Below are 22,007 nucleotides of genomic sequence, written 5' to 3' on the forward strand. Positions count from 1 at the left end.
CGAGCGGACGGCTACGAGCTTTGACCTTCGGTCATCGCTCGCATCCGTCCGCTCGTGGCGGGGCTACCATCACATCGCTGCTGCTATATAACTACCCATCACTTTTGTTATTTTTATTTAAGCTGGTGATGGAATCATCATTTGGACTTCGCAGCTTTTCAGATGCCGGCCGGGAACTATTTGGCGTCATCGGGCTTGTTGATTTGCGAGAGGAGGCCGTTGGGGCGGTCGGCGTGATGGGAGAAGAAACTGTCGGCAGTGAAGAGACGGACGATGCCAAATGATATGGCGGCCGTGATGGTCAAGGGGAGAAAATAGGAATAAGCCGCTCCCATCTCGCATGTGAGGAATATGGCCATGAGCGGAGCGCGTATCGCTCCGGCCATCACTCCGGCCATCGCATAAAATGCGAAATGACCCACCGGAAGCTGGAGGCCGAAAAGTTCGTTGAGAAGCGAGGCAAAGAAGAAACCGACCATACAGCCTGCAAACAGCGTAGGGGCGAAATTACCACTGACACCACCGCTGTTGTTGGTCGCCGACGTAGCAAAACATTTGGCAAGCATAGTCCCTCCCGCCACGAGAATAAGGGTCCACGCCCCACTGCCGTCAGCAAAAAAGAGACTGTCGTTCAGAAGCGAGGAGAAATTACCGTTGATAACCTTGCCAACTGTGCCATATCCCTCACCGTAGAGAGTGGGAAAAAGAAATACAAGCACCGCAAGCAACGCACCGCCCGCCACATTCCTTACCCACGGATTGGCTATTGCCCGCATCAGCGAGGCAATCCTCTTCATTATAAAGCTATAGTAAAGCGAATAGACCCCGCAGAACACTCCGAGGAGAACGACAAAGGGTATCAATCCCGCATCGAAGGCGATGCTCTGGTCAAATGGGATGTCGAGCGTACAACCCGAAAGGACAAAGGCGGTCATGGCAGCCGTGATGGCCGTCACGAGCAGAACGAGGACCGAGAAAGTAGTCATCGGCATACGCAGAACCTCAAGGGTGAAAAGAGCGCCGCCGAGAGGCGACTTGAAAATACCGGCGATTCCGGCTCCCGCTCCGCAACCCACCATCAGCCTCATCATTCCGGGAGTGAGGCGGAAGAGCCGCGCGAGATTGCTTCCGATAGCCGCACCGGTATAGGCAATCGGGCCTTCCGAACCGGCCGAACCACCGAAACCGAGCGTGATGGAGCTTGCAATAATCGGTGTGAAGGTAATTCGGGCTTTCAGACGGTAGACCTTGTTCCGCAAATCATGAATGAGCTGCGACGTTCCGTTGGCAAGCTTCGCCTTGACAATATAACGGCAGAAAATTCCAGTCAGGACAATGCCTATGACCGGAATGAAAAGCAGGGGCCAATTGGCGGACGAGGAATGGAAATGGGAAGTGAGAAGACGGGAAATCAAGGCCACAAGACGCTTCAGGACGAATGCTCCCGTCCCCGCAAGCAGTCCGACAACGGCTGCGAGAATGAAAACAAAAGCCTGTTGCGAAAGCCGTGAGCAACGCCAGTCGTCTATTTTTCTTATGATATTTCTATACATGGTCAAACGTGAGGTTTCATACATATTTTAACAACAATTATGCACAAGTCATGGTTCTTGCGGAAACAGTGTAGTTAAAACATGTTAATACTGTAAAAATTACAATTTCACATATACCATTTATTATCAATATATTAATAAGCAAATAAATTGTTAAAAATTACGATAAATTCACAGAGAGTACCTAAATCAGTTTGGGATTTAAAATATATTAAGTAAGTTTGGGGTTTCATAGCAAATTGTGTGAATCCGTAAGTTAAGATTCACTTTAAGTTAAAATATATTACAATCCGATATTTTTCCAATCATTATTTTATTACTGTGCAATGAAAGTAAGTAACGTTTCCCTCAGCGGGTCACGACGGTTGATAACGATGCTTGCCCTCTGGCTGGGCTGCATGTTTATCGCAGTCGGGACAGCATCCGCACAAAGCTCCAACGGAGGCACCGTCAGCGGTGTCGTTCTCGATGAAACGGAGCACCTGCCGATGCCCGGAGTCACTGTTGCAGTCATGAAAGGCGGCAAAATGGTCACCGGCACCTCTACAAACCTTGACGGAGAATTCACAATCAAAGTTCCTGCCGGAACAAAGCTGAAATTTTCCTACATCGGTTATGCCCCTCAGGAATTGGCCCCGGTCTTCGGGAAGTCAATGGAAGTCGTCATGGCCGAAGATGCTGAAAAGATGGACGAAGTGGTTGTCAACGGCTACTTCACACGCAAAAAGAACACCTACACCGGTGCTGCAAAAAGCCTTTCGGGCGACGAGCTTCTGAGCGTCTCCCCGACCAATATTCTTCAGGCCATCAGCACACTCGACGCGGGTATCAACATCACCCAGAACAATGCAATGGGTTCAAACCCCAACAACATTCCCGACCTCGTCATCCGAAGCACCACATCGCTTGCGACGGACAATGAAGTCGGCCTCAACTCGCCCCTCATTGTCATCGACGGTGTCGAGAGTACCCTTCAGGCCCTCTACGACATGAACATCCAGGACATCGAGCGCGTCGACATCCTCAAGGATGCTTCGGCAACGGCACTCTACGGTGAAAACGCTGCCAACGGCGTTATCATCATTGAACGCAAGCGCGTCACGCAGGCACCCGTGCGCGTGCGTTACACCTTCACTCCGCAGGCAAGCTTTGCCGACCTCAGCAGCTATGACCTCTGCAACGCCCGCCAGAAACTCGAACTCGAACGCCTCGCAGGTCTCTACAAGAGCACATCCGGCGAGCTCGACCAGAGCTATTTCGACAAACTCGCCATCATCAATGGCGGAACCGACATCGACTGGCTCTCAAAGCCTGTGCGCAACAGTTTCTCCCACACCCACTCGCTCTCAGTGTCGGGCCGCGGTTCAAGCCTCGACTACAACTTCACGGCTGACTATTCAAGCGTGAACGGTGTGATGAAGGGTGACGGACGTAACCGCTACGGATTCGACATCTACCTCAGCTACCGTGTGCAGGACAAACTCATCGTGACCCTGCGCGCTGACCATACCAATCTCCAGACCGACACGTCGCCCTACGGTTCGTTTGACGACTACATCACCGCCAACCCCTACGAATCGCCCTACGACATGCACGGCAACCTCCGCAAGACTCTCAGCTACAGCTACAGCAACCCGCTCTATGAAGCTTCACTGAGCAGTTTCAACAAGACAAACACGAGGACACAGAACGTCTCGCTCGACGTGCGCTACAACTTCAAGCCGAACCTCTACATCACCGCACAGGGAGCCTACTCGACCTCGACAGGCCGCAGCGACGTGTTCAAATCACCCGACTCCAACTACTTTCCCGAAACCACTGCCCTCAACCAGCGAGGAACCTACACACTCGGAAACCTCGGAACTGACAACTGGAGCGGTAAAATCATCGGTAACTGGATTCACAGCTTCGACAAGCAGGGCACCATGTTCACCCTCAACCTCGGTTGGGAAGTGAAGCGCAACAAGTCGACCAGCAGCTACCTCACCGGCAGCGGATTCCTCTCGGACGACCTCAACGACATCTCCTACGCCTCGACCTACTCGTCGAACCAGCTCCCAAGCGGTGGTGAGGACCTCTCGACAAGCATCGGTGGATTCGCCGCAGCCAACTTCATCTGGAAGAACCGCTACGTCGTCGACGGCAGCTACCGTCTGTCAGGCTCGTCGAAATTCGGAGCCGACAAGCGCACCGCCCCCTTCTGGTCGGCCGGTCTCGGCTATAACCTCCACAACGAGAGCTTCATGCGCGACCTCGGATGGGTTGACCTCCTCCGCGTCCGTGGCAGCTACGGTTACACCGGTAGCGTGAAGTTCGACTCCTATCAGGCAATGTCGACCTACTTCTACTCGATTAACTATCTCCACTACGCAGGTGTCGGCGCTGTCCCCATCAGCATGGCGAACCCCGACCTCACATGGCAGACCACCAAGAAATTCAACATCGGTCTGACCTCATCGCTCTTCGGCGACAGATTCAACATCAACCTCGACTACTACCGCGAGAACACTGACGACATGCTCATCGACGTGAGCCTCCCGCCGTCGTCGGGCGCGACATCGGTCAAAAACAACTTCGGAAGCCAGGAAAGCTACGGTCTTGAATTCTCGCTCTGGGGCAAGGTGCTCCAGACCCGCGACTGGGGCTGGACACTTTCGGCCAACGGTCTCCACTCCAAGACCACCATCCTCGAAATCTCCGACGCGCTCAAGCGCAAAAACGAGGCGAACGCCGACAAAAACACCGAGACCTCGCCCCGCATCCAGTATCACGAAGGCGAATCACCGACCACAATCTATGCAGTCCGCTCGGCAGGCATCGACCCGGCCTCCGGTCAGGAAATCTTCATCAAGAAGGACGGCACATACACCTTTGACTACGATACTGACGACCAGGTGGGCTGCGGCGACACCAATCCCAAGATTCAGGGAACATTCTCGTCGCTCCTCACATGGAAAAACCTCTCGCTCAACCTCAACTTCTCGTACCGCTTCGGAGGCAAGATGTATAACGCCACCCGTATGGCCAAGGTCGAGAACATCAACCCGCGCGGCAACGTCGACGTGCGCGCCTTCAGCGAACGTTGGAAGCAGCCGGGCGACCGTGTCCCCTATCTCGCCATCAACCTTCTTGACGACGAAACAGACATCATCACCTACGCCTACACCGACCGATTCATCGAAAAGGACAACGAGCTGTGGCTCTCAAGCGTGATGCTGCAATACAACTTCCCGCAGCCGATGATCAAACCCCTCGGTCTGCAGCGCCTCTACCTCAGCGCAGGTGCCGAAGACCTCTTCCGCATCACAAGCGCGAAATACGAGCGCGGAACCTCCTACCCCTACAGCCGCAGCGTGAACTTCTCGCTCAGCGTGACATTCTAAACTTTTCCAAAGACACTATCAATTACTTTTTTTGACGCTACAATGAAAAAAATATATCTTGCCATCATGGCCGTCGCGGCACTCATGGCAACCTCCTGCAGCGATTTCCTTGACGTCCATCCGAAAGGCGAGAAGGTCGAGGATGACCTTTTCGACAGTTCGAAAGGTTTCGAGGACGCTATCTACGGAGTCTACGGCGCAATGGCCTCCAATTCGGTCTACGGCATGGAGATGGTGTGGGGCATTCCCGAACTCCTCTGCCAGAATTTCGAATGCAAGTCAACATCCGGCAAGGACTTCTCAACATACGACTACACGACAAACTCCACAACCCGCGACCGTCTGAAAAGCGTGTGGACAAGAGCATACGAGGCTATCGGCTACGCCAACAACGTGCTCCAGAACCTCGAAAAGAAATCGCCCGACGCACTTCCGCTCTACAACATGTATAAAGGCGAGATGCTTGCGGCGAGAGCCATGCTCCACTTCGACCTTCTGCGCCTCTTCGCGCCGACCGACCCCTCGAAGCGCGGCATCCCCTACGTCAAGACCTACAATTTCTCGGTGAAACCCTTCTCGACCGTAGGGGAATGCGAGCAATTCATCATCGACGACCTCACTGAAGCCGAAGTGCTTATGAAGGACGGCGAGACTATGGTCTATCCCAGAAACAACGAGGAGTATGACCGTTTCAACTGCTGGCGCGAGAACCACCTGAACCTCTATGCCGTTCAGGCACTCCTTGCGCGTGTCTACTGGTATGTCGGCAACAACGCCAAGGCAGCCGAGTATGCCGAAGCCGTCATCAACAGCAATAGATTCCCCCTGGTTGATGTCACCGAAGTCCAGAACTACCTCGCAGGCGTGCTCTCGCCGAAGGAAACCATCTTCGGTCTCTACTCCACACAGTACATGGAATTCGCCAAGTCGTATCTCTATGACTTCGAGTCATACAAGACATACGAACCCTACGACGACATCAGCGGTTCGAGCCACCTCCTCCCCTGGACGGCGCTCTATCAGCTCGACGTCGACGCGACCATGCAGGATTACCGCAAGACCCACTTCCGCCAGAGCACCTACGGCAAATGCCTGAAGATGGTCGACTATCTGACCATCGAGAATACAAAAGGCGAAAACCCGCGCGCCGACCTCCTCTCGGGCATCTCGCTCATCCACAGCTCGGAGATGTATCTGATTGCAGCCGACGCACTTCTCGAAAGCAACTATGCCAAGGCACTTGAATATTTCAACACCGAAATCAACTCGCGCGGTCTCCCCTCACTCCGTTCCAACGAGACGCTGACGGCAAACCGCATCTTCAACGAATATCACAAGGAGATGTTCTGCGAGGGACAGCACTGGTTCAACATGAAGCGCCTTAACGCCGACATCCAGTCCAACGCCGAAACCCGTGTGATTCCCGGCAACGACGACATCTATGTGCTTCCGATTCCGCAGGAAGAATTCGACTACCGCACGGATGAAACAAAGTAGAAAAAATCCACAAAAACATCCTGACAACATGATAAATCTGAAAAAGACAATAAATATAGCGTTGGGCGCAGTGATTCTCATGGCTGCTGGCTCCTGCACCGAAGAGGACTACATGCTCTACGACACTACGCAGAAGGACTCGGTGTTTTTCGCCTACCGCAATGACCGAAACGAGCTTGTCGACAAGATTGAATATGCCTTCAACTTCGACATTGCCACAACCCACACAATCGAAATTCCGGTGACACTCATGGGTATGCCCAAGGACCATGACCGCACCATCGAAATCGTGGCGGTCGCTGACAGCACCACCATGAAGGAGGGTGTCAACTACACCATCACCAACAATATCATTCCCGCCAACGAAGTCAAAGGAAAGGTCCAAATCAACCTCATCCGCGACCTCGACCCCGAAATTCAGGAAATGAGCAAGCGCGTCATGCTGACCATCGGCGAGAACGATGACCTGAAATCGGTCGGCGAAAACTCAATCACAATCACATATTCCGACATCCGCCCGGAAACCCGTCCAGGCTGGTGGCTGACATGGTCTCCGATACCGGTCTATTCGTTTGAGAATGCACAGCTCTTCTTCCAGTATTTCTATGAGTATGCTCCGAAGGCCGACATCAACCTCTACAATGAGATGATTGAGAGATACGGCGACTATTTCGTCAATGCAGGAAATGTCGGAGGCCCGTTCGCATTCTACGACAGCTTCCTCAGAAACTATGTCTGCATTCCTCTTTACCGTGACCATCCCGAACTCGAATGGCAGAACAATCCCGGATGGTAAAGACACATAATCGAAACATAACGCAAACGACAAGAAAATGAATATCAGATATATACTTCCTGCTATGGTGGCAGCAGTCCTCGGGACGGCAGCCATCTCCTGCACGGACGACAACAGCTCATACGGAGGAGGAGCACTGCCGGCACTGTCGGTGGTCGTCCCCGAGAATGACGATATGCCGGTCTACAATTTCAACTACGGCGACAACTGTGTACTGACCCCTGATGTCAGGTATGACGGCACCGGGGAGCTGCAGTATGAATGGAGCGTCGGCACATATATCGACGGACTGAAGGGCCCGCTTGAAGTTGTCAGCAATGAAAAGACCCTCACCTACTTCTTTCCGCAGGGTGGTAGCTACTACGCACATCTGACGGTGACAGACGGCACCGTGGGCATCGTGCAGGACTATGCCATCAGCATCAACCGCACCTTCGAGCAGGGCTATCTCATCGTCTCCAACAACAATGCCGGCGAAGGAAACCTCGCCTTCATCAAGGACCTCACACGCGAGGAAATCGAGGAGGGACTGCCTCAGACACTGATGGAGAACTGCCTTCAGCGCGTCAACAGCAACATAGGCAAGTCGAAACTCTGCGGCTCAATGATTATCCAGTGGTATGCGTGGACAGGAAACACAGTGTCACCTGTCAACCGCCTTGTCATTGTGACAGAAAACGAAGGACTCTATATCGACCCAAACACCTTCGTGCTGTCGTCGGAAATCAACTATGAGGAGGTGATGCCCGGATTCAAGGGTGATGATTTCATGCTTAGAAACACAAATCCCCTCGTGATGGACATGAAACAGAGGAGGTATCTCAGCCTCAACAGCGACTACATGTTCGGATATGAGGACAGCGAGTGGAAGGATCATTTCTTCGACTATGTCTGCAAAAACACACTCATGGTCGGTGAGAATCAGACCCACTACAACTTTTTCATCAACCGCTCACCCCTTGCCGTAGAAGAAAAGACCTACTACGGCTGGACATCGACACAAGAGCTGAAGGATGCCGACGGCAACACGCTGTTCAACAACGAGGAGCTTGTCTGCGCCTTCCTCGGCGACGGTATCCCCAACAGTTCGGGCACGACCTATCCGGGATGTATCATCAGCCGCAACAAATCGAACGGCAATTACTTCGCAACCACGCTCACCGGTTTCGGTGGCTACTCATTCAACCTCGACATCCACTCGCGCGGCAAAATCGCGGTTGACGCAAGCACTGCGATTCCCGATACCGAGGCGCGCATAGTCACATCGCAGACATATCACCGCACATATTATCCGTGTGACAACAACATCTATGTGATGCTCGCCGACGGCGGAACCATGCAACTTCCGTCGAAAGAAAAAGCTGCCATCAACATCCCGGCAGGCGAGGAGCTGACATTCATGGACATCCACACCATCACAAACGGTGAGGAACTTCTCGTGGCAACCGCCGACAAGTCGACCGGACGCGGCAACGTCTACATCTATGATGTCCGCGATGTGCGCACCGACAATCCGAACCCAAGCCCCAAAGCAAGCTACAAGAATTGCGCTGACCGAATCACATCAATCATGTACAAACCACGAATCGCAAACTGATAAACAATGAAATTCTCCAATCTTATATTTCCGGCAGTCGTATGCCTCGGCCTTCAGGCCGGGGCGCAGACGCTCTACATGAACGTCACGTTCCCGTCAGAGGCAAAATATGAGGGCATGAAGGTCTACGTCAAGCCTGTCAACGCTCAGACTCAGGACGACATCGCAGAACTGCAAGCGACACCGGCCGGAGGCTTGAAAGGCTCTGTCGGAGTCAACCCCGACGGAATCTACTACATCTTCTGCTCGACATCATCGGCCCAAAGCTCCATGCCTATCTATGTCCCGTCGGGAAAAACAAGCGAGAGCTTCGAGTTTTCAATAGGCGACGATTTCACGACCTCGACAACGCTCAACGACGGTGCAAACCGCGCACTTGAAGCATATTCGAAAGCCCTGACCGGAAAGGCAATCGCGCTCGGAAGCAGGATGGACGAACTGACCGATGCCCAGGTGAAGGAGATTCTCGCAAGCTTCATGACTGATGCCGACTCCATCGTAAAGAGCAACACTATCCCGCAGCAGGTCGAGGATTTCATCAGACTGTGGGCCTACACCTCAGCCTCGGATGCCTATTCGCTTGCACTCTATCTGGCAAGCCAGAAGGACAGGGTGATTGAATTCCAGCTTTCCGACCTTCTGCCGGAAGCATCTACCGTGCTCGACACTCCGATGGCTGCATCTTTCCCCTCGTCGGCACAGATTATCATGTCATCGCTTCCCAAGGGGACTGTAGAGGAGCGTCTTGAGGCCCTCTACAGCAACTACAAGACACCCGAAATCAGGAAGAACACCACGGCTTCGCTCATCGACTCATTCCTGACATCGTTTGACTACAAGAATGATTTCAAATCGGGCGAGGAACGTCTGAAAGCCATGACTGAAAAGTATGGTCTGCCCGAAAGCTATCTCGACACTTTCCGTGCGCGCCGTGCGACAGTGACCGGAGCGCCTTTCCCTGAGGTCAGTTTGGTTGACATGCAGGGAAATCCTGTCGATTTCAGCAAGTTCAAAGGAAAATATGTCTATGTTGACCTCTGGGCTTCATGGTGTGGCCCGTGTGTGAGGGAAGTCCCCTATCTACAACAGCTCGAAAAGGATATGGAAGGATCGAACGTGGAATTTGTGTCGATTTCAATCGATTCGACCAAGGCTCCGTGGCTCAAAAAGGCGGAACAGCTCAAACTGCATGGTAATCAGCTCTGGAACAGTGACGAGAATCTGCCGAAGCGACTGAATGTGCGCGGTATCCCGCACTTCATGATTTACGGTCCTGACGGAACTCTCCACACCTATAAGGCAACCCGCCCGAGCGACCCCGCAACCAAAGAACTGCTCCAATCCTTGAAATAAAGATTACCTCAGCATAACCAAGGGCCGGAAAGGTACATAACCAACGGTTGGAAAGGTACATAAAGACAGAAGGTCAGAAGTGACGTGACATAAGTTATTTTCGCTTAGAAAATTAAAAATAAAAACTTATGTTTCTTCTGACCTTCTGTCTTTATGTACCCTTCCTGGCTTTTTTGTGAGCATGGAAGGGTTATTTGGGATTAGAAGGGATATTTGCCTTCGGTTGCGCCTTTGAAGAGGGATTCGAGGACGTAGGCGTTTTTGGATGTACCGTTGGCGCGGTTGATGTCAGAGCCGGTTTCCCAATAGAAGGGTACACAGCCGTGGTTCTTTGCCGAGCGGGTGATGTATTCGGTCCAGTATGCACGGCTTGCCTTCCAAGCATCTACATCGAGGTCGGAGAAGGAGGATGTGGAACGGATCTCAGCACAGTATTCACCCACAATCACCGGAACGCCCTTGGCAACATAGGCATCCTGCATCTTCTTGAACTGGGCATCGACATAGCTTTCCTCGCCCCAAGTGCAGTTGCGGTCAGAACCGGCGATGTGGTTGGCGGCGCCCCAGTAGAATTTCACCTTTGAACCTGCACCCCACTCACCGTCCTTACCCATGAGGGTGAAGTCGGAGGGGTCATAGAAATGGACTTCGACGAGCGCGCGGTCCTTGACGGCATCGTTGGGGAGGGAGTAGTTGGAACTTACGCCCTTGTCGATATTGGTGTAGGGGGTCTGATGGATGAGGCAGCGGGTGGAGTTGTTGCCACCGGTAGCGCGGACGGCATCCACGAAGGTCTGCTGATAAGCCTTGATGGCATCAATCGAAGTATTGTTGACACCACCCTGGTCCTGCTGACCGGGTTCGTTCATACCTGCGAAGAGGAGATGCTCGTCATAGTGGTTGAGTTTGGAAGCTATCTGAGTCCAGTAGTCGCGCTGCTTCTTGTCGACAGCGGCATCGTAGCCTTTCACACATGATTCCTCAAGCCAACCGCCATCCCAATGGATATTGACGATAGCATACATATCCTCACCGACGATATAGCCAACAACTTCATCCACGCGGTCGAGCCATGCGGGATCAATAGTGTTGGTCGAAGCGTCGCTGACATGGCTATCCCATGCGCAGGGGACGCGGACAGCGTTGAAGCCAAGTTGCTTGAGGCCACGGACATATTCCTGAGTGACTTTCGCAGCGCCCCATGTTCCTTCGCCGGACGGCGGCTCCATTGTGTTGCCGATATTGACACCGGCAAACATCTTTGCAGCAAGTTCCTTGGCAGTGCTGTTCATATTGGAAGCCTCGGCATTGGCCTGCGAGACGGTCACTACGACCGAAATGGAGGGATTAGAGGCAAGAGCGATGACGATGTCGCCACCACGGGCCTCACCGCTGTAATTGGCGGAGTAGCGGAACTCCACGCTATTGGTTTCGAGCGAACGGGAGGTGACGGTCGATAGCCACTGCGGAGCGGTCACATTGACATCGCCGGTCGCAGAGTAGGTGACGGTAAGAGTGCCGCCATACTCGTCGAGAGTTTCAGAGGGGGAAACGGAAACGAGCTGCACCGTCTCGGCACCGTATTGGGTGACAGCGACAGTCTTTGTCTCATTGCCGGCCTTTACAGTAAGAGTGGCAGTGCGCGGTTCATAGGCAGAATTCTCATCAGCAGACACCACGCAAGTATAGATAGAAGCGGAAACCGAGCGCTCGATTTCGCTCACACGGAGCCATGCGGCATCGGAAGTCACTACGGGAGTAACAGGCGATTTGATGGTCAATGTCTGTGGCTGAGTGCCGGCAAGAGCCATTGCACTCTTGCTGACTACAAAATCACCGGATACAAATTCAATGTTGGAAACGTCATCATCATCGTTGCAGGAAGTTGCAAAACCGCAAACTCCCAACAGCAACACTGATGCAAAAACAGAATTAAGTATTTTCATTGATTGAACAGAGATAAGATTTTTTGGAGGTTATGAAAGAGGGCCTGTGCCTGCAATCCGGCCAAGAGAACCGAAAACTGCAAACGCAGGCCCTACAATTATTTATAGTTTACCATTCAACAGCAGAGAAGAGACTGCGGAAAGTGAACTGCGCACGCATTGACTGCGAGAACGCAAGACCGGCCACAGTACCGTCGACAGCCTGACCGAAAGCACATCCGGAATTGGCAGTGGTTCCATACTGGTTCCACAGTTCCAGACGATAAGCAGCTCCGTCCATAGCATCGATGACCTTTGAGGAATCGAATGACACACTTGTGCCGTCGAGATAGAGAGCATCAAGGGTGGAATGAGTCTGCGGGAAGTAGTTGTAGAGGTTGTCCACCTGAGCGAAGGTCATGATTGAACCGGCGTTGTAGTCAAGTCCGGCGGTGTTGTTGAGAGTGATGTCGAAAGCAGGATTGTCGAAAGCGAGCTTGGAATTCTCATCGACAACGATGCCGAAGGATGCACCCTGAGTGTAGGCCCAGTCACCGGCCCAGGAGGGAGTGATGGTGATCCATGTCGGAGTGAAGCGGGGCTGAGTGAGAATCACGCAGTCAAACTCAACTTTAGATGCGAAGGCAAAAGCCGGATCGGTATCGGAAGTGACAGCGCTGAAGGGAGAATCGACCTTACCGCCGACAGAACCCTTGCCCCAAATGTTGAAGAGTTCGACACGGAAGTTGCCGTTGTTCTCAATGTCGCCATAGAAGAACTTGTTGGCATCGAACTTTATTGCCTGACCGTCGCAACGAATCTCCTTGATGGAAACAATAGCCTCGGGATAGGCGGCACGGAGACCGGCAATGTCAAGAGTGAAGACCATCGCAGCATTGCAGGAGCCTTCGTAGGTGAATGTGTGGATACCGTCAAGGTCAGCAGGCATAAGGGAAGCCATCTCGCTACCCCATGTACCGTTCCAGTCGCCACCGACACAGAGAAGGTTGACAGCGAAACCATATTTCTTCGACTTCGGAATCATGTTGACCGAAAGGGTGGCAGGTTCGGAGTCGCGGTAGTAGCCGAGCTGAAGTTTATCGGCGTTGAGGGCGAGAATCTTGATGGACGACTTGCGGTTTTCAATCATAGGCGAAACGAAGTTGTCGGGAGCAAGGAGGTCGATGTCGGCCGTGATGGTCTTGTTGGCCTCGTCGATGGTATATTTGCCGGTCTTTTCCTCACCGTTCTGGTTCTTGACAACCACAGTACCATCGGAGTTGAAGGTCATGTAGCCGGTGCAATCACCGAAGGCCCAGGTGTTGGACGCGTCGGCATCCCAAAGCCATGAGTCACCTACAACGGGCTCACCGTTAGAGACGGTGCGCCAAGAGTCGTCAGTTCCATAGAACCATACGGGACCGTTGAACATCACGCATTTTCCGTCATTGTAGTCAATCTCCCAAGTCTTGAAGAGAAGCTCCTTGTCGAAGGCGACATTGCGGGCGGTGGAGACGGGACGGATTGAAAGAGCCTGATAGAGAGGAGTGGTCGTGCGTGAAGAGCCGGAGGCATCGAAGCGGAAAGAGATTGCAAACTCACCGTTGGTGGGATTGATTGAACCGGTGGCGTATTCGCCTGCAAGTCCGGCGTTCTCAACGGAGTTGATTGTACGCGAACCGGCAGCGGGAAGGAAGATAGAGTTGCCGTTGGGACCGGTGAGACGGTAGCCGGAAACGCCGTCGACAACTGTCCATTCCTTTGAACAGAGAGCGAAGAGCTCTTCGAAATCAGCCGCAGTCGGGAGGGTTACGGAACCGCTCCAAGCACTGTTGGCAACGTCGTTGGCAGTACGGTAGATGTCGCCCGAAGCATAGTCCGACATATTGATGGAGTTGCTGACACCTGACTTGTCGCCATAGCCGAAACGTCCGCCGAAATCACTCTCGGCAACCGCACCGACATTGAAACGCGCCCACTTGACGGAGAGACCGAGGTCAACGAGATCATTGTCGAGGTCGATATTCACGCCGGAAGTTGTGAACTGCTCGATATTACCATAGACGATACCGCTGCCGAGGTCGGCGTAGGCGGCATAGTAGTAGTTGGTGTTGGGAGCAAGTCCTGCACAGTCAAGAGAGAAGGAAGATGCTCCTCCCTCGGCAGGAACGATGAGACCGGCACGGACAGCCTCCTCGTCAGGAACTGCTGCGATGACGACACCAAAAACAGCATCGGCAGGAGCACCGCTTGCACTACCGCCGAGAGTAGCACTCTGGGCGGTGACGGCAGTGGGAGCGACCGTGGAAACCACGGTGTTGGTTGTCACAAGGCTCTTCACGTCGCCGGAGAAGGTCACCTTGCCCTGAAGAGTGACGAAAGCCTGATAGTAGAGGACAGTGTTCTCGGTGAGACCGGTGAGCTCACCGGTGAGAGCAGTGCCGTCGAGGACAGCCGAAACTGTCTCGGTCAGAGAGTTCTCGGAGAAGCCGTAGCGGAAACCAAGGGTATAGGAGGAGGCTGAGGAGTTCTGAATGCCGTCGACAGTACCGTGGAGGATGGCTGTGGTGGCAGTGACATCAGCCGAACCGGTGACTACGGAATCCTCGGTGAGAATCGGGGTATTGATTATTGTGTAGTCATCGTCATCGTTACATGAGGCGAGAATCAGCCCCATGAACAACGACATGAATAAAAATATTTTTGTCTTCATTTTCTGTGATAAGGTTGGAGTTGTGATTACTCGATTGTAACAGATGTGATATTGACAACCGCGTTGGTGAGGTCGGTGCTTGATGCAGTGCCGTCCATGTCAATAGAGATTTCAATGGCATCGTTGCCGTAGAAATTGTAGGTCGAACCGGTCTCGTTGGTGAAAGTCAGCTCAGTCTCGCCGGAGGTGTTGAGATCCTTCACGAAGGGAGAAGCCGAGTAGGCCGCTGCATCCCATCCGTAGGTGTTGGCATTCTGCGCGCAGATGACAGCCTTGGGAGTGGAGGTCCAGTCAATACCGGTGATTGTGAACTTCACCGTGATGGTCTGGTTCTTCTTGAGCTTGAGCATAGTGGGGTCAACGGCAAAAGCGCTGTCCTCCTTGCCTGCCCAGGGATTGTAGAGCATGACGCGGATATACTTGTCATCATTGAGATAGAAGAGGTTGTTGGCAGGGATATTGTCATTGTTGACCTTAAGCACTGTCGGGCCTGTCTGACCGCCGGAGATGGGCTTGATGGTCATCTTGGCGCAGAGATACTTGTTGGCTGCACCGGTGGCATCCTTCTCGACAGGGATACCGAACACAACCTCATTGTCGTCAGCCGAACACTTCATCACCATAAATTCCTTGCCCTTGACGGCCACGTCGCCGGAAGAAAGGAGGGTGATTTCATCGGCGAAGACAATCTTGTTGCCTTCGATTGTAAATGTGGTCGAAGCACCGCCTTCGGCATTTTCAAGTTCAGCCTTACCATTCTTGTTGAGTGTGAGGGCGAAATCACCTGCGGCATCGTAGGCGGGAGCCCAAGAAGAGCCGTAGCCGTTGATCCACTCCCATGCACCGGCAGCGGGATTCCACCACATAAGGTCGTAGGGGGTCTCCTCATCGAGCAGGAAGGTGGTCTGAGTAGCGATGTAGGAAGCATTGTCGCCGGAGATGGTGAAGAGTTCTGTGGCGAGGTCGGCATATTCAGGCTCAACGACGGGATAGGTTTCAACCAAATCGGGACCTTCCGAGGGGAGAATCGAGGGGTCGTTCTTCAAATCTTCGGAAATGAAGTTCCAGACGAGCCACCAGGGACCTTCGTCGTTTGTACGCATTGTTGCAATCTGGAGGAGGTAGGGTGTACACTCGATGATGCGGATGTCGTTGGTGTAGTTGGAGCAAGTTCCGTCCATAGCGACATTGTGGAGCGAATAAGCACCGTTGAGGAAGGTGATCATCGGATGTTTCGGATCAGAAACATTGAGGTTGAAGTTGCCTGTGATTTTCTCCTCACCGGAATCGGATTTGCGCATCATCTCCACGACGCAACCTTTGACGGGGTCAAGAGAGAGGGTCATGTAGGAATCCATGTAGGGGTCATCGGCCGGAATAAGCCATGACTGGAAACCGGGGTCCCAGTTAGGAAGCCAGTTGCCGTAGCCGAAAACGGGGTCGGGATAGTCGTCGGGACTCATGTACATCACAGGAGCCGAGCAACCACCGATGCCATAGTTGTTGTTGCAGGGAACCCACTTCTTGGGATTGCCCTGACCGTTCTCGTCGACACCGCCTGCGAGGTTTGTCCAGATGGGGTCGGAAAGCATGGCGAAGTTGTTGGAAGTGACGTTGATGACGTAGGGTTCGCCCCATACGGTTCCGGCCTTGGTCATCACGCCGAAGGTAAGCTCATAGTCACCGGCGAAGGGGAACTGAAGGTCGAGCTCCGCGTTCTGCGAAAGACCGTTGGGAGTCTTCCAGACGGGAGTTGCACCCTTGACAAGCGATTTGAGATGGATGGTGTTCGGGTCGGAAGCGTCAGGAGTTACCGAGAAGGCTATACCCTCGACAAGTTCATCGGACGAGACAACCGGGGCTGAGAGTTCGTGGTCGTCAGGCGTGCAAGAGGTAGCGCCTGTCAGCATTACCACCGCGCTCAATGACAACGAAAATAGATATTTAAAATGTTTTTTCATTGTTAAAAAATCTGATAAGAGAGATTTTTGATAAATTGTTTAATGGACCGGAATTAAGATGGCAATATCGCCGTAGAGTCGGCAGTGAGGTCTGCAGGGTGCGTTTTCAGATATGTAATGTTTAGTACCGTATGGATGGTGTGTGCCATTACATAACGCGGTTTTCCTGCAAAAATTATCATAGCGCTCTATATTCTAATTATTTAAGAATATTGATATGGCCATCAGTCCGGTCGCCGTGTTATCTTGTCCAACCCGGATTCTGCTTAAGCACACCGTTGGAAAGTGTAATCTGATCCTCGGGAATCTGGCTGAGACCCTTGGTGGCGATGATGAGCGAGCGGTCGTAGGAAACGGTTGATTCCACACCTCCGTTGAAGACTTTGGCGGAGCTTGCGGCAATAGCATCAGCAGCGACATCGACACCCTGACGGAGAAGGTCCCAGTAGCGGTGTCCTTCGAAGGCGAGTTCGCGGGCGCGTTCGTCCATTATGTTCTGCTGAGTGACAGCAATGTCGTCGAGACCGGCGCGTGAACGCACGAGGTGCATGTAGGTCGACGCATTCGACGAGCCAAGTTCGGCAGCCATGAGGAGGACATCGGCATAGCGCATGATGACCCACTGGTTGGCGTTACATTCCTGAAATCCGGCGGTACCGTCGGAGTTGGTGCCGGGAAGACCGTTACCGTAGACGAGGGGTGAATATTTCTTGATGGTGTAGCCGGTGTATTCGCGCCAGTCAACGAAGGAGCTGTTGAAATCGTTGCCCTGAGCGAGACCCTCGCCGACCAAATCAATAACGGAGGGAGTGAAACGCGGGTCGCCATCGAGATATTTTTCAATAAAGACAGGAGAGATGGTGCAGGCACCCCAACCCTTGCCGTAGGGAGTGGCATTGAGTTGGCGCATTCCCATCATGACAAGCCAACGGTTTGAATCGTTGTTGCCGTCGTAGTCCTGCGTCGGGGTGAAACGCTGAGCGAGGATGATTTCGGAATTCTGGTCGCCAGCGTAGGTCGACTTCTCGGTGTCCCAACCGACACTGTTGGGGATGGGGACGAGCGAGGATGCGGGCCAAAGGTTCTTGAAGTCATCCACGAGGCTGTATTTGCCTGAAGAAATGACATCCTCGACAGCAGCGAGGGCATCGGCCTTAGTGACGACACCTGTGGTCTCGCCTGCCTCGTTGGTGAAACCGGGATCCTTGCCATAGTACCCGCTGTAGAAGAGGTAGGCGCGGGCGAGGAGGGCTTCGGCGGCATAACGGTTGATATATCCGCTGTCGCCGTCGGCAAACTTGGCATCCTCGGGGATGTTGGCGATCGCATATTTCAGGTCCTCGAATATTGCGGCATAGACCTCGGCGGGATCAACCTGCGCGCGGTTTTCGTTGACCGGTTCAAGGAAGAGGGGAATGTTGCCCCACAGACGCACCATGTCGAAATAGAGAATGGCTCTGAGCGCGCGGGCCTGACCCATGTAGAGTCCACGGGTGGCTTCGCTCGTCCACTGAATCTGCTCCTCGTGGGCCATCAGCTCATTGCAGCGGTAGACACCGGCATAGTAGACCTTCCAGTCAGTGGTGTAGAGAGTCATGTCGCTCGGTGATTTCGAGGTGTTGAACGCGTCGATTACCTGATATTTAAAATCATCACCGTTGCCGGTACCTCCGAATGTCTCGTCGGACATCACGGTCGACGCTACATAGAAACCGATACCGGGATTGGACGAAATCTGACGCCAACCGTCGTAGCAACCGATGAGCGCGCGCATTGCGTCGGTCTCGGACTTATAGAAGTTTTCAGTGTTGGACTCGGTCTTCGACGAAACGTCGAGGAAGCTGTCGGCGCAGGAAGTCATGCCAAGCGCACCGATAAGTCCAAGGGAAAGTATGTTGAATTTAAACTTGTTCATTTGTCTTTTTCTAAACTTTGAGGTTCATGATGGTTAGAAAGCCAGATTCACACCGAAGAGGAAGGTGCGCGGACGGGGATAGTAACCGAGGTCGACACCCGACACCCATGCCTGAGTACCATAACCGATTTCAGGATCCATACCGTCATATTTCGTGAAGGTCAGGAGATTCTGGGCCTGGAAATAGAGTCGGCACTGGCTGCACCATTTCTGATTCATCAGGGGTGCGAAATTGTAGCCGAAGGTGAGGTTGGAGATGCGGAGATAGTCGCCATCCTGAGTGTAGAGGTCGGAGAACTGCCAGTTGATGTTCTCGTTAGTCACGCGTGGCATACGGTTTGAGGTGCCTTCGCCTGTCCAGCGGTCGAGGATGGCAGTTGTGTAGTTGGCCTGCTTGACATTGGGGTTGCGGTAGCTCTGGACAATCTGATAACCGGCAGCACCGTTGGCTGTGATTCCGAGGTCAAAGTTCTTGTAGTAGAGGTTGATGTTGAAACCGTAGGTGAACTTGGGCATACCGTTGCCGAGGTCGACTTTGTCGTCATCGTTGATGACACCGTCGTGGTTGACATCGACATAGATGACATCGCCGGGCTGGACAGTGCTGCCCTGGAGGACACCGTTGCCTGCGGCAATCCAGTTGTTGATCTGCTCCTTGTTCTGGAAGATACCGGCGGTCTTGTAGCCCCAGAAATAACCGATGGGCTTATCGTTTTCAGCGCGATAGAATTCGAGGGCGTTCTCGTAGAGCTGGTTGGTCTCACCGTGGATGATACCGTCCTCACTCGGGATTGAACCTACCTTGTTATGGTTGTAGGCACCGTTGAGGCTGACACTGTAGGAGAAATCCTTACCGATGACATCGGTCCAACTGAGGCCGAGCTCGACACCGGTGTTCTTCACGTCGCCACCGTTGATGAAGGGAGCGTCAGTACCGGCTGTTGCAAGAATCGGGGCTACGACGAGCCAATCCTTGTTGGTCTTGATATAGTAGTCGAAGTTGACGGAGAGACGGCTGTTGAAGAGGCGCGCGTCAAAACCGATGTTGGTCTGTTCGGAGGTCTCCCAAGTGACATCGAGGTTACCGAGACGCGAGGGATAGGCACCCCAGTTGTTGGCGAGGATGGTAGAATAGTCCATCAACTGACCGTTCGGGCCGAGGTACTGGCCAAAGTAGTAGTGGGTGTTCTGATTCTTGATGGGAGCGAGATACTGGTAGGCATCAATGTTCTGGTTGCCGACACGACCCCAGCTCGCACGGATTTTGAGGAAATCAAGCCATGAGGAGGCGGATTCCATGAATTTCTCGTTTGAGATGTTCCAACCTGCAGAAACAGAGGGGAAAGAGCCGAAGCGGTGACCGCTTGCGAAGTTCGAGGAACCGTCGCGGCGGATGGTGGCGTTTATCATATATTTCTCCTGCCAGTTCCAACCGATACGCCCGAAGTAGCTGACGGTGCGGGATTCGTCGTGGGGGCTGCCTGCCACGCTGACGCCGTTCTCGCCGAGAGTGGAGCCTGTACCGTTGCTGATCCATGCGTGGGTCCAGTCATCGAAACCTTCCTTGAGCTTGCCCTGACCGCCGCCGAGGTAGGTGCCGCTGTAGCGCGAGCTTTCCATACCGACGAGGACGTTGAATTCATGGTCCTTGATGGCGAAATCGTAGGTTGCGGTGTTGGTCCATGTGAGGCAGAGGGAGTGGTTCATGTTCTGGCTGACGCGGGTCTCAGTGCTGTAGACGTAGGGTGAGAACTGATAGATAGGGGTATAGCTGCGGTATTCGCTTGAACCGTAGACAGCACCGAAGACAGTGCGGACGCGGAGATTCTTGATGGGTTCGAGCTGAGCGTAGACGTTGCCGTTGAAAGTGGCCGACTTGGTCTCGTTGTTGGTGTTGACCATCATGCTGCCGTAGGGGTTGCCGTCGTTGGCATACCAGTCGCTGCCGGTGGTGTCGTTGTAGTCGCCCTTTTCATTATATACAGGGGAAAGAGGAGTAGCGGAGAATGCACCGCGGAGGGTGTTGTTGTACTGGTTTCCGACACCGATGCCACGGCTCTTGACGTAGACGAAGCTTGCCTGCTCACCGACAGTGAGAAGGTTGCCGAGGAGCTTGTGGTCGGAGTTGATGCGGAAATTATAGCGGGAATAGTTGGAAACTGCGGGACCGCCGACGATACCTTCCTGATTGAGGTAGCCGAGCGACATGGCGTAGGTCGATGTTGCCGAACCGCCGGTCACACCGATGGTGTAGCTCTGGGTTGTCGCATTGTCCTTGAACATGGAGTCGACCCAATCGGTGTCGATGAGCGAACGTTCGCCGTTGGCATCCGTGCGCCAGATGGAGTTCATGGAGTTCCAGTCGTAGGGAGCGAGGCCGCTGTTGAGCTGCGACTCGTCCATGATGGTCATGTATTCCTGCGAGTTGAGCATCTTCATCTTGCGGGGAGCGCTCTGCCAGCCATAGTAGCCGTCGAAAGTAACTTTCGCACGACCTTCCTTACCCTGCTTGGTTGTGATGAGGACCACGCCGTTGGCAGCCTGCGCACCATAGATTGCAGCCGAAGCTGCATCCTTGAGCACGTCGATGCTCTCGATGTCAGCGGGATTAAGGGTAGAGATGTCGCCACCGATACCGTCAATGAGGTAGAGGGGCGAAGCGTTACCGATGGTACCGAGACCGCGGATGGTCACCTTCATGCCTGAACCGGGCTGACCGGACTCGCTTGCGATGCTGACACCGGGGAGCTGGCCCTGCATTGCCTGGAGGGGTGAAGTGGTGTTGAGTTTGGCGATGTCGTCACCCTTGATTTGTGCGGTAGCGCCGGTGACGAGTTTCTTTTTCTGGACACCGTAGCCGACAACGACAACTTCGTCGAGGACCTCGGTATCTTCAAGAAGAGCCACATCAAGACGGTCGGATGTGACCTTGATTTCACGGGTGGTAAAGCCGACGTAGGAGAACTGCAGGATTGCACCCTCATCGACTTTCAAGGTATAGTTTCCATCAATGTCGGTCGTGGTTCCCTGTGAGGTACCTTTGATAAGGATGCTCACACCCACCAACGGTTCGCCGTCGGAGGCCTGGGTGACCGTACCGGAGACAGTCAGAGGAGCTGCCGAGAGTGTCATTCCCGCCAGAAGGCAGAGCGACAGGAGGGCAACCCGGAAGAGATGCAACGGTGTGCATCGTCCCAATAGTTTCTTTCCCATTAATAATAGATTTAGTTTTTACAGGTTAGTGATTGATTTGTTTTTTATCTCGTGTTTTGAAGGTAAGTTGTCGGAATATATATAATAGGTGAGGTAAGAAG

11 protein-coding genes are annotated in these 22,007 nt (G+C 53.3%); 5 read left to right on the forward strand and 6 right to left on the reverse strand.

The window, feature by feature from the left end; all coding sequences use genetic code 11:
• Positions 1–176 precede the first annotated feature (176 nt).
• Positions 177–1,553 (reverse strand): chloride channel protein, encoded by a 1,377-nt coding sequence (locus QZ310_RS09220; protein WP_297072215.1) that lies wholly within the window; start codon positions 1,551–1,553, stop codon positions 177–179.
• 326 nt (positions 1,554–1,879) lie between these two features.
• Between QZ310_RS09220 and QZ310_RS09225 the strand changes: the two genes are divergently transcribed.
• From QZ310_RS09225 to QZ310_RS09245, 5 genes are read left to right on the forward strand one after another with little or no spacing between them, the layout of a single operon-like run.
• On the forward strand, positions 1,880–4,936 hold the full coding sequence (locus QZ310_RS09225) for a SusC/RagA family TonB-linked outer membrane protein (RefSeq protein WP_297072216.1): 3,057 nt from the start codon (positions 1,880–1,882) through the stop codon (positions 4,934–4,936).
• A gap of 42 nt (positions 4,937–4,978) precedes the next feature.
• Positions 4,979–6,433 (forward strand): RagB/SusD family nutrient uptake outer membrane protein, encoded by a 1,455-nt coding sequence (locus tag QZ310_RS09230; protein WP_297072217.1) that lies wholly within the window; start codon positions 4,979–4,981, stop codon positions 6,431–6,433.
• A gap of 28 nt (positions 6,434–6,461) precedes the next feature.
• Positions 6,462–7,229 carry a DUF4843 domain-containing protein gene (locus QZ310_RS09235; protein WP_297072218.1) on the forward strand — a complete coding sequence of 256 codons (768 nt, stop codon included), beginning with the start codon at positions 6,462–6,464 and terminating at the stop codon, positions 7,227–7,229.
• A gap of 37 nt (positions 7,230–7,266) precedes the next feature.
• Complete coding sequence (locus tag QZ310_RS09240; RefSeq protein ID WP_297072219.1) at positions 7,267–8,826, forward strand: hypothetical protein; 1,560 nt, start codon at positions 7,267–7,269, stop codon at positions 8,824–8,826.
• A gap of 6 nt (positions 8,827–8,832) precedes the next feature.
• Entirely contained in the window at positions 8,833–10,179 is a 1,347-nt protein-coding gene (locus QZ310_RS09245) for a TlpA disulfide reductase family protein (protein WP_297072220.1), read from the forward strand.
• A gap of 200 nt (positions 10,180–10,379) precedes the next feature.
• On the opposite strand, the gene QZ310_RS09250 is transcribed toward QZ310_RS09245, so the two are convergent.
• The 5 genes from QZ310_RS09250 to QZ310_RS09270 all read right to left on the reverse strand — a co-directional run bounded on the left by QZ310_RS09250 (position 10,380) and on the right by QZ310_RS09270 (position 21,906).
• Positions 10,380–12,125 (reverse strand): cellulase family glycosylhydrolase, encoded by a 1,746-nt coding sequence (locus tag QZ310_RS09250; protein WP_297072221.1) that lies wholly within the window; start codon positions 12,123–12,125, stop codon positions 10,380–10,382.
• Positions 12,126–12,234: 109 nt separating this feature from the next.
• Complete coding sequence (locus tag QZ310_RS09255) at positions 12,235–14,817, reverse strand: hypothetical protein (RefSeq protein WP_297072222.1); 2,583 nt, start codon at positions 14,815–14,817, stop codon at positions 12,235–12,237.
• Between the two features lie 26 nt (positions 14,818–14,843).
• Positions 14,844–16,778 (reverse strand): hypothetical protein, encoded by a 1,935-nt coding sequence (locus QZ310_RS09260; protein ID WP_297072223.1) that lies wholly within the window; start codon positions 16,776–16,778, stop codon positions 14,844–14,846.
• 241 nt (positions 16,779–17,019) lie between these two features.
• Positions 17,020–18,693, reverse strand: coding sequence for a RagB/SusD family nutrient uptake outer membrane protein (locus QZ310_RS09265; protein WP_297072224.1), 1,674 nt, complete (start codon positions 18,691–18,693; stop codon positions 17,020–17,022).
• 33 nt (positions 18,694–18,726) lie between these two features.
• Positions 18,727–21,906 carry a TonB-dependent receptor gene (locus tag QZ310_RS09270; protein ID WP_297072225.1) on the reverse strand — a complete coding sequence of 1,060 codons (3,180 nt, stop codon included), beginning with the start codon at positions 21,904–21,906 and terminating at the stop codon, positions 18,727–18,729.
• Positions 21,907–22,007 lie beyond the last annotated feature (101 nt).

This window comes from uncultured Duncaniella sp., from assembly GCF_910577345.1.
Taxonomy (GTDB): Bacteria; Bacteroidota; Bacteroidia; order Bacteroidales; family Muribaculaceae; genus Duncaniella.

Bases quoted from the DNA above. Each gene is read 5' to 3' on its own strand.
- QZ310_RS09250 (WP_297072221.1), bottom strand. From the start codon at position 12,125: ATGAAAATACTTAATTCTGTTTTTGCATCAGTGTTGCTGTTGGGAGTT.
- QZ310_RS09255 (WP_297072222.1), bottom strand. From the start codon at position 14,817: ATGAAGACAAAAATATTTTTATTCATGTCGTTGTTCATGGGGCTGATT.
- QZ310_RS09245 (WP_297072220.1), top strand. From the start codon at position 8,833: ATGAAATTCTCCAATCTTATATTTCCGGCAGTCGTATGCCTCGGCCTT.
- QZ310_RS09235 (WP_297072218.1), top strand. From the start codon at position 6,462: ATGATAAATCTGAAAAAGACAATAAATATAGCGTTGGGCGCAGTGATT.
- QZ310_RS09220 (WP_297072215.1), bottom strand. From the start codon at position 1,553: ATGTATAGAAATATCATAAGAAAAATAGACGACTGGCGTTGCTCACGG.
- QZ310_RS09265 (WP_297072224.1), bottom strand. From the start codon at position 18,693: ATGAACAAGTTTAAATTCAACATACTTTCCCTTGGACTTATCGGTGCG.
- QZ310_RS09225 (WP_297072216.1), top strand. From the start codon at position 1,880: ATGAAAGTAAGTAACGTTTCCCTCAGCGGGTCACGACGGTTGATAACG.
- QZ310_RS09230 (WP_297072217.1), top strand. From the start codon at position 4,979: ATGAAAAAAATATATCTTGCCATCATGGCCGTCGCGGCACTCATGGCA.
- QZ310_RS09240 (WP_297072219.1), top strand. From the start codon at position 7,267: ATGAATATCAGATATATACTTCCTGCTATGGTGGCAGCAGTCCTCGGG.
- QZ310_RS09260 (WP_297072223.1), bottom strand. From the start codon at position 16,778: ATGAAAAAACATTTTAAATATCTATTTTCGTTGTCATTGAGCGCGGTG.
- QZ310_RS09270 (WP_297072225.1), bottom strand. From the start codon at position 21,906: ATGGGAAAGAAACTATTGGGACGATGCACACCGTTGCATCTCTTCCGG.